Origin of the sequence: Allobosea sp. NPDC003192 (assembly GCF_050275675.1) — a bacterium.
Taxonomy (GTDB): domain Bacteria; phylum Pseudomonadota; class Alphaproteobacteria; order Rhizobiales; family Beijerinckiaceae; genus Allobosea.
The window spans coordinates 119,037-131,301 of sequence record NZ_JBNNPK010000014.1; the positions used below are offsets into that span (position 1 = coordinate 119,037).

General features: G+C 67.0%; 13 protein-coding genes. 10 read left to right on the top strand and 3 right to left on the bottom strand.

Annotated elements, in window-relative coordinates:
* Window positions 1-200: 200 nt before the first annotated feature.
* The 9 genes from ACQKLX_RS19150 (at window position 201) to eda (ending at window position 8,637) form a co-directional block, all read left to right on the top strand.
* Entirely contained in the window at window positions 201-1,802 is a 1,602-nt protein-coding gene (locus ACQKLX_RS19150; RefSeq protein ID WP_427363145.1) for an ABC transporter substrate-binding protein, read from the top strand.
* 114 nt (window positions 1,803-1,916) lie between these two features.
* Window positions 1,917-2,984 (top strand): ABC transporter permease, encoded by a 1,068-nt coding sequence (locus ACQKLX_RS19155; protein ID WP_427363146.1) that lies wholly within the window; start codon window positions 1,917-1,919, stop codon window positions 2,982-2,984.
* A 5-nt stretch (window positions 2,985-2,989) separates the two neighbouring features.
* Complete coding sequence (gene nikC, locus ACQKLX_RS19160; RefSeq protein WP_427363147.1) at window positions 2,990-3,907, top strand: nickel transporter permease; 918 nt, start codon at window positions 2,990-2,992, stop codon at window positions 3,905-3,907.
* 5 nt (window positions 3,908-3,912) lie between these two features.
* Window positions 3,913-4,752 (top strand): ABC transporter ATP-binding protein, encoded by an 840-nt coding sequence (locus ACQKLX_RS19165; protein WP_427363148.1) that lies wholly within the window; start codon window positions 3,913-3,915, stop codon window positions 4,750-4,752.
* Complete coding sequence (locus ACQKLX_RS19170; RefSeq protein ID WP_427363149.1) at window positions 4,749-5,504, top strand: ABC transporter ATP-binding protein; 756 nt, start codon at window positions 4,749-4,751, stop codon at window positions 5,502-5,504. The genes ACQKLX_RS19165 and ACQKLX_RS19170 overlap by 4 nt, the downstream gene beginning before the upstream one ends.
* A gap of 14 nt (window positions 5,505-5,518) precedes the next feature.
* A complete protein-coding gene (locus ACQKLX_RS19175) occupies window positions 5,519-5,800 on the top strand; it encodes a hypothetical protein (protein ID WP_427363150.1) in 282 nt (93 codons plus the stop codon).
* Complete coding sequence (gene zwf / locus ACQKLX_RS19180; protein ID WP_427363151.1) at window positions 5,773-7,281, top strand: glucose-6-phosphate dehydrogenase; 1,509 nt, start codon at window positions 5,773-5,775, stop codon at window positions 7,279-7,281. Before ACQKLX_RS19175 ends, zwf begins: the two co-directional genes overlap by 28 nt.
* Window positions 7,278-7,967: a 6-phosphogluconolactonase gene (pgl, locus tag ACQKLX_RS19185; protein WP_427363152.1), complete on the top strand. Its 690-nt coding sequence runs from the start codon at window positions 7,278-7,280 to the stop codon at window positions 7,965-7,967. The genes zwf and pgl overlap by 4 nt, the downstream gene beginning before the upstream one ends.
* A 25-nt stretch (window positions 7,968-7,992) precedes the next feature.
* Complete coding sequence (eda, locus tag ACQKLX_RS19190; RefSeq protein WP_427363153.1) at window positions 7,993-8,637, top strand: bifunctional 4-hydroxy-2-oxoglutarate aldolase/2-dehydro-3-deoxy-phosphogluconate aldolase; 645 nt, start codon at window positions 7,993-7,995, stop codon at window positions 8,635-8,637.
* On the opposite strand, the gene ACQKLX_RS19195 is transcribed toward eda, so the two are convergent.
* Entirely contained in the window at window positions 8,634-9,197 is a 564-nt protein-coding gene (locus ACQKLX_RS19195; RefSeq protein ID WP_427363154.1) for a DUF2239 family protein, read from the bottom strand. The two genes, eda and ACQKLX_RS19195, sit on opposite strands and share 4 nt — an antisense overlap.
* Window positions 9,198-9,296: 99 nt before the next feature.
* Between ACQKLX_RS19195 and ACQKLX_RS19200 the strand changes: the two genes are divergently transcribed.
* Window positions 9,297-9,632, top strand: a complete 336-nt coding sequence (locus tag ACQKLX_RS19200; protein ID WP_427363155.1) for a GIY-YIG nuclease family protein — start codon at window positions 9,297-9,299, stop codon at window positions 9,630-9,632.
* 183 nt (window positions 9,633-9,815) lie between these two features.
* On the opposite strand, the gene ACQKLX_RS19205 is transcribed toward ACQKLX_RS19200, so the two are convergent.
* Together ACQKLX_RS19205 and ACQKLX_RS19210 are read right to left on the bottom strand one after the other, a co-directional pair.
* Window positions 9,816-10,922, bottom strand: a complete 1,107-nt coding sequence (locus ACQKLX_RS19205) for an NAD(P)/FAD-dependent oxidoreductase (protein WP_427363156.1) — start codon at window positions 10,920-10,922, stop codon at window positions 9,816-9,818.
* The gene (locus ACQKLX_RS19210) at window positions 10,919-12,094 is read right to left on the bottom strand and encodes a M20 aminoacylase family protein (protein WP_427363157.1); all 1,176 of its coding nucleotides are present in this window, start codon (window positions 12,092-12,094) and stop codon (window positions 10,919-10,921) included. The genes ACQKLX_RS19205 and ACQKLX_RS19210 overlap by 4 nt, the downstream gene beginning before the upstream one ends.
* Window positions 12,095-12,265 lie beyond the last annotated feature (171 nt).

Sequence of the window (12,265 nt, forward strand, 5' to 3'; positions counted from 1 at the left end):
TACCGTTACGATAGCGGCAGGGACAAGCGGGGCAAGCCTGTTCCTGCGCAGGAATGCGCCGGCAATTCAGGCTGTTGCGCAACAAGCGTGCATGCTGCGCGCAATCCCTCGAACTCTGCTCCGCCCCCGCTGGACATCGGCCACGATCTGGCCACAGAGTGCGCGCCAACGGGCGCCCGGGAGTGCCCGCAGACAGCACAATGGGGATTTCCATGCGTCATGTTGCGAAACTGATGGTGGCTTCGGCGTTCGCTGCCCTGCTGGCAAGCGCCGCCATGGCCCAGACGCCCAAAGACACCATCGTCATGGCCAAGCAGATCGACGACATCATCACGCTCGATCCGGCTGAGGCTTTTGAATTCTCCGGCGTCGAGGTCGTCACCAACCTCTATGACAAGCTGATCGGCGTCGATCTCAAGAACAACAACGCGCTCGTCGGCGAGCTCGCCCAGAGCTGGACCGTCAGCCCCGACAATCTGACCTACACCTTCAAGCTCCGGCCAGGCGTCAAGTTCCACTCCGGTAGTCCACTCACCGCTGCCGACGTCGTCTATTCCTTCCAGCGCGCGGTGACGCTGAACAAGTCGCCGGGCTTCATCCTCACCCAGTTCGGCCTGAACAAGGACACCGTGCTGGAGAAGGTCAAGGCAGCCGACGACAACACCGTCGTCATCACGGTCTCAAAACCGTTCGCGCCGAGCTTCTTCCTGAACTGCCTGACCTCGGGCGTCGCCTCGATCGTCGATTCCAAACTGGTCAAGGCGAACGAGAAAGACGGCGACTGGGGCAATGGCTGGCTCAAACTCGCCTCGGCGGGTTCCGGCGCCTACAAGGTCCGTGCCTACCGTCCGAACGAGCAATATGCGCTCGACGCCAATGAGGGCTGGTACAAGGGCGCGCCGAAGACCAAGCGCATCATCGTGCGCCACGTCGCCGAGCCGGCGTCGCAGCGCCTGTTGCTGGAGAAGGGCGACATCGATATCGCCCGCAACCTCTCCAAGGATCAGCTCGCCGCGGTCAAGAGCAACGCCAACGTCAACATCATCCAGGGCGACAAGGGCTATATCCTCTATCTCGGCCTGAACCAGAAGAACCCGAACCTCGCCAAGCCCGAGGTTCGCGAAGCCCTGAAATGGCTGGTCGACTACGACGCGATTGAGAAGAACATCGTCGAGGGCACCTATAAGGGCCACGAGTCCTTCCTGCCGAAGGGCTTCCTGGGTGCGATCGAGGACAAGCCCTACAAGCTCGACGTCGCCAAGGCCAAGGAGCTGCTCGCCAAGGCCGGCCTGCCGAACGGCTTCACCGTCACCATGGACACCCGCTCGGTCAATCCGATCACGGACATCGCCCAGGCGGTCCAGTCGACCTGGGCCCAGGCCGGAATCAAGCTCGAGATTCTTCCGGGGGACGGCAAGCAGACGCTGACCAAGTACCGCGCCCGCACCCACGACATCTATATCGGCCAGTGGGGCCCGGACTATCTCGACCCGCACACCAATGCCGAGACTTTCGCCATCAACGAGGACAATGGTGAGGATGCCAAGTCGAAGACGCTGGCCTGGCGCAATACCTGGGACATCCCGGACATGACCAAGATCACCCAGGCCAACGTGCTGGAGAGCGATGCGAGCAAGCGCGCCGCCGTCTACGGCTCGCTGCAGCGCGACCACCAGAAGGTCTCGCCTTTCGTCATCATGTTCCAGCAGATCGAGGTCTCGGCGCAGCGCAAGGGCGTCGACAACTGGGTGATCGGACCGAGCTCCGACACCAATTTCTACGCTCCGATCACCAAGAACTGAGGCAACCGCCAGCCGGACCCGCCGTAGCCCCTCACCAGGCTGCGGCGGGTTCTTGCTTTCCCGCCCCGCATGGGCGGGCGATGCCCCCAAGAACAAGAAAGGACGGAGTCTGCGATGGTCGCCATCAGCGCCCCGACCCCTCCCGCCCCGCCGCGCGCCAAGAGCCGCGTCGCCCGCTGGGCCAAGATCCTCGGTCGCGAGCTGACCACGGTCGCGATCACCATCTTCGGCCTGCTGCTGGTCACCTTCCTGATCGCGCGCGTCATGCCGATCGACCCGGTGCTCGCGGTGGTCGGCGACCGCGCTCCGGCCGATGTCTACGACAAGGCGCGCCTCGCACTCGGCCTCGACAAGCCCTACTGGCAGCAATTCGCCACCTATATCGGCAAGGTCTTCACCGGCGATCTCGGCACATCGGTGCTGACGGCGCAGAAGGTCACCGACGACATCAAGACGGTGTTCCCGGCGACGCTGGAGCTCGCGACGCTCGGCACGCTGATCGGTGTGGCGCTCGGCGTCCCGCTCGGCATCCTCGCCGCCGTCAACCAGGGCCGCTGGATCGACCAGATCGCCCGCGTGATCGGCCTGATCGGCTATTCGATCCCGGTGTTCTGGCTCGGCCTGATGGGGCTTTTGCTGTTCTACGCCAAGCTCGGCTGGGTCGCCGGTCCCGGCCGCCTCTCGATCGCCTATCAGGATTTCGTCACGCCGATGACCGGCATCGTCATGCTCGATGCGGCCATGCAGGGCGAGTGGGAAGCGGTCGTGGATGCCTTCTGGCACCTGATCTTGCCGGCTTCCGTGCTTGGCCTGCTCTCGGTCGCCTATATCAGTCGCATGACCCGCAGCTTCATGATCGCCGAGCTGCAGCAGCAATATGTCGTAGCGGCGCGGGTGAAGGGGCTGTCGGAATGGCGCGTTGTCTGCGGCCATGCGCTGCGCAACGCCTTCGTGCCTTTGGTCACCGTGATCGCGCTCTCCTACATGCACCTGCTGGAAGGCTCGGTGCTGACCGAGACGATCTTCGCCTGGCCGGGCCTCGGCCGCTATCTCACCAATGCGCTGCTCAATGCCGACATGAATGCGGTGCTCGGCGGGACGCTGGTGGTCGGTGCCGTCTTCATCGCCGTCAACCTCTTCTCCGATATCCTAGGCCGGCTGGCCGATCCGCGGGCACGCTGAGGGGAATGGCCATGACCGATCACGCCTCCTCGCCCGTCACCTGGCACGCCTGGCTGACCACGACCTCGCCGGAATCGCGCCGGCAGGCGAAGCTCGGCCAGCTCTACCGGCAATGGCTCGCCTTCAGGAAGAACCCGGCTGCCGTGGTCGGCCTGGTGATCGTGCTGGCGCTGCTGCTGATGGCCGCCTTTGCGCCGCTGATCGCGCAGCATGATCCGCTGGCACAGGCTCTCGACCAACGCTTGCTGGCGCCCTCGGCCAAGCACTGGTTCGGCACCGACGCACTCGGCCGCGACATCTTCAGCCGCGTTGTTTACGGCACCCGCGTCACGCTGGTGATCGTCATGCTCGTCGTCATCACCGTCGGGCCGCTCGGCCTCCTGATCGGCTGCGCCGCCGGCTATTTCGGCGGCTGGGTCGACACCGTGCTGATGCGGATCACCGACGTCTTCCTCGCCTTCCCGCGCCTCGTGCTGGCGCTTGCCTTCGTCGCGGCGCTGGGGCCGGGCCTGGAGAACGCCGTCATCGCCATCGCCTTCACGGCCTGGCCTCCTTACGCTCGTGTCGCCCGCGCCGAGACGATGATCATCCGCAATGCCGACTACATCTCGGCGATGCGCCTGCAGGGCGCCAGCCAGATGCGGATCGTGCTGAAGCATGTCGTGCCGATGTGCGTGCCCTCGCTGATCGTGCGCACCACCTACGACATGGCCGGCATCATCATCATCGCCGCCGGCCTCGGCTTCCTCGGCCTCGGCGCCCAGCCGCCGATCCCGGAATGGGGCGCGATGATCTCGACCGGTCGCGAGCAGATCTTCGACCAGTGGTGGGTCGCGACCTTCCCGGGCATCGCCATCTGCGTCGTCGCGCTCGGCTTCAACCTGCTCGGCGACGGGCTGCGCGACGTGCTGGATGCGAGGTGAGCAGCATGTCTGAACAAGCTCTGCTGACGCTCGACGATCTGCGCGTCGATTTCCACACCCCGACCGGCATCGTCAACGCGGTGCGCGGCCTCTCCTTCACGCTCGGTCGCGAACGGCTCGGCATCGTCGGCGAATCCGGCTCCGGCAAGTCGATGACCGGCCGCGCCATCCTCGACCTGATCCCGCATCCCGGCGTGGTCAGCGCGAAGCGCATGGAGTTCCGCGGCAAGGACCTGACGGCGATGGACAAGGCGAGCCGGCGCAAATTGCGCGGCCGCCACATCTCCATGGTGATGCAGGATCCGAAATTCTCGCTGAACCCGGTCCAGACCGTCGGCGATCAGATCGCCGAGGCCTATCGCGTCCATCACAAGGCGAGCGCGCGCGAGGCCAAGGAACGCAGCCTGTCCATGCTCGAGGCCGTGCAGATCCGCGAACCCGGCCGCGTCTACGATCTCTATCCGCACGAGGTCTCCGGTGGCATGGGCCAGCGCGTGATGATCGCGATGATGCTGATCGCCGAGCCGGAGATCCTGATCGCCGACGAGCCGACCTCGGCGCTCGACGTCACCGTGCAATTGCAGGTGCTGAAGATCCTCGACGATCTCGTCACCAGTCGCGGCATGGGGCTGATCTTCATCAGCCATGACCTGCATCTGGTGAAGTCGTTCTGCGACCGCGTCATCGTGATGTATGGCGGCAAGGCGATGGAGACGCTGCCGGCCGGCGAGCTCGACCGGGCCCAGCATCCCTATACGCGCGGCCTGCTCGGCTGCCTGCCCGATCTCGATCATCCGCGCGAGACCCTCGCCACCCTCAATCGTGACCCGGCATGGCTGGCATGAGCACGAACTCCGCGATCAACCTCGACAGGCTCAACGTCTCCTTCGGCGACTCGCATGTCGTGAAGGATCTCTCCTTCGCCGTCGAGCCGGGCGAGAGCTACGGCATCGTCGGCGAATCCGGCTCTGGCAAGTCGACGGTGCTGCGCGTGCTCGCCGGCCTCAATCGCGACTGGAGCGGCGAGGTCGACATTCTCGGCAAGCGCCAGCCCAAGATCCGCGACAAGGCCTTCTACCGCGCAGCCCAGATGGTCTTTCAGGACCCCTACGGCTCGCTGCATCCGAAGAAGACCGTCGACGACACCCTGGCCGAGCCGCTCGCCATCCACGGCATCCGCGACGCCGAGGCCAAGATCAGCAGGGCCATGCAGGATGTCGGCCTGCCGACCTCCTTCCGCTTCCGCTATCCGCATCAGCTTTCCGGCGGCCAGCGCCAGCGCGTCGCCATCGCCCGCGCCCTCGTTCTGGAGCCGACGATCCTGCTCTTGGACGAGCCGACCTCGGCGCTCGACGTCTCGATCCAGGCCGAGGTGCTGAACCTGCTGCAGGCGCTGCGCCATGAGCGCAAGCTGACCTATATCCTGGTCAGCCACGACCTCGCCGTGGTCGGCCATATGTGCGAGCGGTTGCTGGTCATGCAATTCGGCCGCGGCGTCGAGGAGATGACGGCGGCGACGCTCGCCGCCCGTGCCCCGCAGACAGCCTATGCCCAGCAACTGCTGACGGCGAGCGAGGGCTTTCGGCGGGCGGGTTAGCGAGGAGGCGCGTCATGCTCGGGCTCGACCCGAGCATCTCGGGCCGGCGCTTGCTTGTCAGGAGATTCTCGGGGCTGCGCTACGCTCGGCCCGAGAATGACGGCAAGTCGCCAATTCTTCACCTAAACCGTTTGGCAAGCTGCCGGCTTGGTCGCATTGTCGTCGCAGGATTCGGTTCGACTGGCGCGCGCTTTCCGATCGACCCGGAACGGATCGATCGACGGGACTTCGCGCCGACCTCATGTCGGCCGATCAGGAGCATGCCGCCATGGACGCCATCGCCGAACGCCTGCTGAAGCCGGAGGCTGCGCCGGAGCGCACGCCGGTCCCGCCCTTTGATCTGGTGATCTTCGGCGCCGGCGGCGACCTTGCGCTGCGCAAGCTCTTTCCGGCGTTGGCCCAGCGCAACGAGGAGGGCGTGCTGCCGGAGGAGAGCCGCATCATCGGCATCGTCCGCAAGCAGGAGGATGTCGAGGGCATCCCCAACGAGATCGCCAGCAAGCTCGCCGCTGCCGGCCTGTCGCAGGACCGCATCGCCGCCTTCCGCCGCCGCCTGACCATGGTGCTGCTCGATGCGGTGAAGCCCGAGACCTATGGCGCGCTCAAGGAAGCGCTCGGCGATTCCCAGCGCGTGCGCTCCTTCTATCTCTCGACGCCGCCGGACCTGTTCATCCCGATCTGCGAGAACCTCGCGAGCTCCGGCATCCTGACGCCGACCTCGCGCGTCATCCTGGAGAAGCCGCTTGGGCGCGATCTCGCCTCGGCCCGCGAGATCAACGATGCCGTCGCCCGCATCCTGCCAGAGAGCCGGACCTACCGGATCGATCACTACCTCGGCAAGGAGACGGTGCAGAACCTCCTGGTGCTGCGCTTCGCCAACACGCTGTTCGAGCGCTCCTGGTCGAGCCGCGACATCGACAATGTCCAGATCACCGTCGCGGAGACGGTCGGGCTCGAATCCCGCGCCGGCTATTACGACAAGGCCGGTCATCTGCGCGACATGGTGCAGAACCATGTATTGCAGCTGCTCTGCCTGTTCGCGATCGAGCCGCCGAACCAACTCGAGGCCGATGCGGTCCGCGACGAGAAGGTGAGGGTGCTGAAGGCGCTGCGGCCGATCGTCGGGCCGGACGTGCAGCGCCATACCGTGCGCGGCCAGTACGGGCCGGGTGCGATCGACGGCCAGCGGGTCAAGGGCTATGCCGAGGAGCTCGGCCATGTCAGCGGTACCGAGACCTTTGTCGCGATCCGCTGCGAGCTCGACACCTGGCGCTGGGCCGGCGTGCCGATCTATCTGCGCACCGGCAAGCGCATGGCGCAGCGCTATTCTGAGATCGCCGTCACCTTCAAGCCGGTGCCGCATTCGATCTTCGGCCGCGCTCCGGGCTGCGAGGAGCTCTATGCCAACCGCCTGGTCATCCGGCTCCAGCCCAATGACGGCGTCCAGCTCCAGCTGATGATGAAGGTGCCGGGCTCCGGCAAGCTCAAGGTCGTGCCGCGCCAGCTCGACCTGCGGTACGAGACCGCGTTCGACGTGCGCACGCCGGATGCCTATGAACGCCTGCTCACCGACGTGATCCGCGGCGACCAGACCTTGTTCATGCGCCGCGACGAAGTCGAGCAGGCCTGGACCTGGATCGACCCGATCCTCGCCGGCTGGCAGGAATACTATCCCCAGCCGCATCGCTATGCCGCCGGCTCCTGGGGCCCGTCGCAGTCGATCGGTCTGATCGAGCGCGATGGCCGCTCCTGGGCCGATCCGGAGTTCAGCGAGTGAGCGCGGCCGGTCCGCTGGTCCGCCATCGCTTCGAGACGCTGGCCGACGCCTCCGAGGCGCTGGCCGAGGCAGTCGCGATCCGGCTGCGCGCGCTCGTCGTGACGCAGGGCAGGGCGCTCATCGCCGTGCCCGGTGGGACGACGCCGGCGCGCTTCCTCGCTGCGCTCGGGGCGCATGAGCTGCCCTGGGAGAGCATCACGCTGATGCCGACCGACGAGCGCTTTGTCGCGCCGGGCGACCAGGCCTCGAACGAGCGCATGATCCGGGCGGCATTCGCGCCGCTGCGCGCAGGACGAACCCCGTTCGTCTCCTTCCACAATGCCGGCGACGACCTCGCCGCCGCCGCAGCTAGTCTCGATCGCGTGCTCAAGGGCCTGCCGCCGCTCGACATCGTCGTCAGCGGCATGGGCGCGGACGGGCATATCGCCTCGCTCTTCCCCGGGCAGACCGCGGCTTTGACCGCGCCAGCTTCCGCCCATGCTGTTGCTGCTAGCCCGCCCGACTTGCCGCCGCGGCTCTCGCTGTCGCCGGCAAGATTGCAGGGCGCCGGCCATGTCGCCCTGCTGATTTCGGGGCAGGAGAAGGACGAGGTCCTGGCCTCGGCGGTCGAATTGCCGGCGGCCTTTCCTGTCGGCCTGCTGCTCTCGCGGCCGCAGGGGCTCGACGTCTACTGGGCCAAGGCGTAAGCGAGGCGCGAAAGGAATTCTGCCGATGTCGATCGCTCCCGAAATCGCCCGCCTCAAGGCCTGCGCCGTCGTCCCCGTCGTCGTCATCGACGAGGCCGAGATCGCCGTGCCGCTCGCAGAAGCCCTGCTCGCCGGCGGGATCGACGTGATCGAGATCACCTTGCGCCGCCCTGCCGCGATGGCGGCGCTGGAAGTCGTCGCCAAGAAGGTTCCCGGCATCCTGCCCGTCGCCGGCACGGTGGTGACGCCGGCGCAGGCGGCCGAGGTCCACAATGCCGGCGCGCTCGCCGTGGTCAGCCCGGGCTTCACAGAAGGCGTCGACGAGGCGATGAAGAAGACCGGGCTGCCTTGGCTGCCGGGTGTCGCCACCGCCTCCGACTGCATGCGCGCAGTGGGAGCCGGGCGCCTGACCTGCAAGTTCTTCCCGGCCGAGCAGGCGGGTGGCGTCGCCGGGCTGAAGGCGCTCTCCGGCCCGTTCCCGCAGATGCAGTTCTGCCCGACAGGCGGCGTCTCGCTCGCCAATCTCGGCAACTACCTCGCGCTGCCGCAGGTGATCTGCGTCGGCGGTTCCTGGCTCGTCCCGGCCGATGCGGTGAAGAACCGCGACTGGGCGCAGGTGACGAAGCTGTCGCGCGAAGCGCGCGAGAAGGTCGCGGAGCTGCGCGACTAGTCCTCGTCCCGCACTGCTCTCCAGGCCAGTTCCTGAGTGTAGGTGCGGATGTCTGCCGGCCAGCCCGCCGCCTGCCGGAAGAAGCCGATCTCGTCATTGGCGAAGAGCGCGCGTGTTGCCTCCTCGAAGCCTGGCAGGTTGCCGGCGAGCGCACTCATGAAGCGGTAGGCCGCCTCGCGGGCGATCCGACCTTGCGTCTCGCCGCGATCGCCGCGCCTGGCTTCGTCGATCAGGCGCCGCAGCGCCTGCGAGGCGCCGCCCGGCTGCGCCGCCAGCCAGTCCCAATGCCGCGGGAGCAAGGTCACCTCGCGCGCGACCACGCCGAGCTTGGGCCGGCCGCGCCCGCGCGGCTCGTCCCCCAGCCTCGCTACGATCTCCGCTGGCGTGCCGCGCAGATCGAGATCGATCACGCGCCCAGTCGTGTCGTCGAAGGTCAGCAGCGCCGCGTCAGGACGCTCGTTCAGGCGTTGCCGGACGGCGAGGGCGACATCGGCCAGGCGGCCGCGGGCCAGGATGGTGTTGCCGTCGAAGGTGGTCGAGAGACGGTCGGCGTTGGACATGCTCGATCCTTGCGTGATGCTATAAAATACCCGGATAAAAATACTTGAGTCAATATTGTCCGGGTGATATTTGCCGCGACCTCAATCACGGAGGGCGCGATGCGTCACGAGGACAGGAAGGTCGCCGTCGCGGCCTATAAGGAGCGCAAGGTTGTGGCCGGCATCTATCTGCTGCGCTGCCTTGCGACCGGCGAGCGCTGGGCCGGGCAGGCCCCGGACCTGTCGACGATCCAGAACCGCATCTGGTTCACGCTGCGCCATGGCAGCCATCGCCAGCGCAGCCTGCAGGCGGCCTGGACCACGCATGGCGAGGATGCTTTCGCCTTCGAGGAACTGGAGCAGCTCGACGAGAAGGCGCTGGAGGCCGGCCGCGAGCGCGTCATGAAGGCGCGGCTGGCGCATTGGTGTGCGGAGTTGGGGGCGGAGGCGGTGTGAGATAGGGCGCGGGGAACCCTCTCCTGTAAGGAGAGGGTAGGGTGAGGTGCAGGCCGTTGGACCAGTGCCGCAAGCGCCAACCGCGCTGTTGGGTTGAGGCTCGGCGTTTTCAGTCCGAGCACCTCTCCCCTACCCCTCTCCTTCCAGGAGAGGGGATCCCGCGCTTCTCACTGCGGTCGCGCGTCAGGCCGCCAGCCGCTCCACGACCAGATCAGCGATCGCGAGCGAGCTCGTCAGGCCGGGGCTTTCGATGCCGAGCAGGTTGACCAGCCCGGGCACACCATGCACGGCTGGCCCGTCGATGCGGAAATCCACGATCGGCTCGGTCGGCCCATGCAGCTTCGGCCGGATGCCGGCATAGTCGGCGACGAGCGCGCCATCCGGCAGGCTGGGCCAATAGGTCCGGATCGCCGCGTAGAACTTCTCGGCGCGTGCGGGATCGACGACGAGGTCCTGGTCGTCCTCGACCCATTCGACGTCGGGGCCGAACTTGACGCGCCCGGCCATGTCGATGGTGGCGTGGATGCCGAGACCCGCCGCTTCCGGCACGGGATAGACCAGATGCGAGAACGGCTGCTTGCCGAGCAGCGAGAAGTAGTTGCCCTTGGCGAAGGACTGCTTCGGGACATGCGCGGCCGGGAAGCCGTCGAGCTTGCCGAGCAGGCGCGGTGCGCCATGGCCGGCCGAGTTCACCACGGTGTTCGCGCTGTAGGTCGCCGGGTCCTCGCCGCCGAAATCGACGCTGAAGCCGTCGGCCTCGCGCCGCCAGGCCAGGATCGGTGTGTTCAGCGCCAGCGAGCCGCCGGCCGCCTCGCACTCGCCGAGCAGCGACAGCATCAAGGCATGGCTGTCGACCACGCCGGTCTCGGGCGAGAGCAGGGCGATCTCGCAGGTCACCTCCGGCTCCAGCGCCTTCGCCTGCGCACCATCGAGCCAGCGCAGCGAGGTGACGCCCGAGGCTTCGGCGCGGTGCGCGATCGTCTCCAGCGCCGGGCGCTGGCCGGCATGGGTGCCGACGATCAGCTTGCCGCAGGCCTTGTGCGGCAGGCCGCGCTCGCGGAGATAGGGATAGAGCAGCTTGCGCCCCTCGACGCAGACCCGGGCTTTCAGCGAGCCCGACGGATAGTAGATGCCTGCATGGATGACCTCGCTGTTGCGGGCCGAGGTCTGGGTGCCGATGCCGTCCGCGGCCTCGGCGATCACGACCTCGCGGCCGGCGAGCGCAAGCGCACGCGCGGTAGCGAGGCCGACGACGCCGGCCCCGATTACCAGGCAGTCGATGTCGCTCATGCCGCGCGCTGCGGCATCGCCATCTCGACCAGGCTCGCCCAGTAGGTCATGCCCACGGGGATGGCCTTGTCGTTGAACTCATAGGCGGGGTGATGCAGCCCGGCGGACTCGCCATTGCCCATGAAGATGTAGGCACCCGGACGCTCCTCGAGCATGAAGGAGAAGTCCTCGGAGCCCATGGTTGGCGGCACTGTGGTGTCGATCGCCTCCTTGCCGAAGGCGCTCTTCGTCGCGCTGGTGACGAAGTCGGTCTGGCCGGCATGGTTGAAGGTGACGGGATAGCCGCGCTCGTATTCGATCTCGAACTTCAGGCCGAAGGCCTGGCAGGTGCCGGTGACGATCTCACGGAAACGCTTCTCGGCGAGGTCGCGCATCTCCGGCGAGAGCGAGCGCACCGTGCCCTTGATCACCGCATGCTGCGGAATGACGTTGAAGGCCTCGCCGGCCTGCAGCGCCGTCACCGATACGACGACGGAATCGAGCGGGTCGGCATTGCGCGAGGCGATGGTCTGCAGCGAGGTGACGATCTGGCAGGCGGAGACGAGCGGATCGATCGTCTCGTTCGGCTTGGCGGCGTGGCCGCCGCGGCCTTCCAGCTTGACCAGGAAGCGGTCGGCGGCCGCCATCATCGGCCCCTTGCGGATGGCGAACTGGCCGATCGGCAGGCCGGGCATGTTGTGCAGGCCATAGACCTCCTGCACGCCGAAGCGCTCCATCAGCCCGTCCTTGCACATCTCCCGGCCGCCGCCGCCGCCTTCTTCGGCCGGCTGGAAGATCACGATCGCGGTGCCGTCGAAATCGCGGGTCTGCGCCAGATATCTGGCGGCGCCGAGCAGCATGGCGGTGTGCCCGTCATGGCCGCAGGCGTGCATCTTGCCAGCCACGGTCGAGCGGTGCTCGAGATTGGTTTCCTCATGGATCGGCAGTGCGTCCATGTCGGCGCGCAGGCCGATGACCTTGCCGGAATCCTGGCGCTTGCCCTTGATCACGCCGACGACGCCGGTGCGCCCGATCCCGGTGACGACCTCGTCGACGCCCCATTCCTTCAGCTTGTCGGCGACGATGCCGGCGGTGCGCTGCACGTCGAAGAGCAGCTCGGGATGGCGGTGGAAATCGCGGCGGATCGCGCTGATCTCGGGTTCGATCGCGGCGATGAGATCGGATTTGGGCATTGTGTCCTCGACAGGTCTGCAGCTCGGCAGAAAACGGGTTGCCAGGCGCGCACGCTAGCCCGGAGCCGTGCGTCCTGTCCAAGCCGATTGCGGCATGAGGGGTGGGAGGCTGGCGAATGCGTGGTGGCTGGCTGTCCACATCGTGGGGAAACGGTTAAGAGCGGCGGAGCC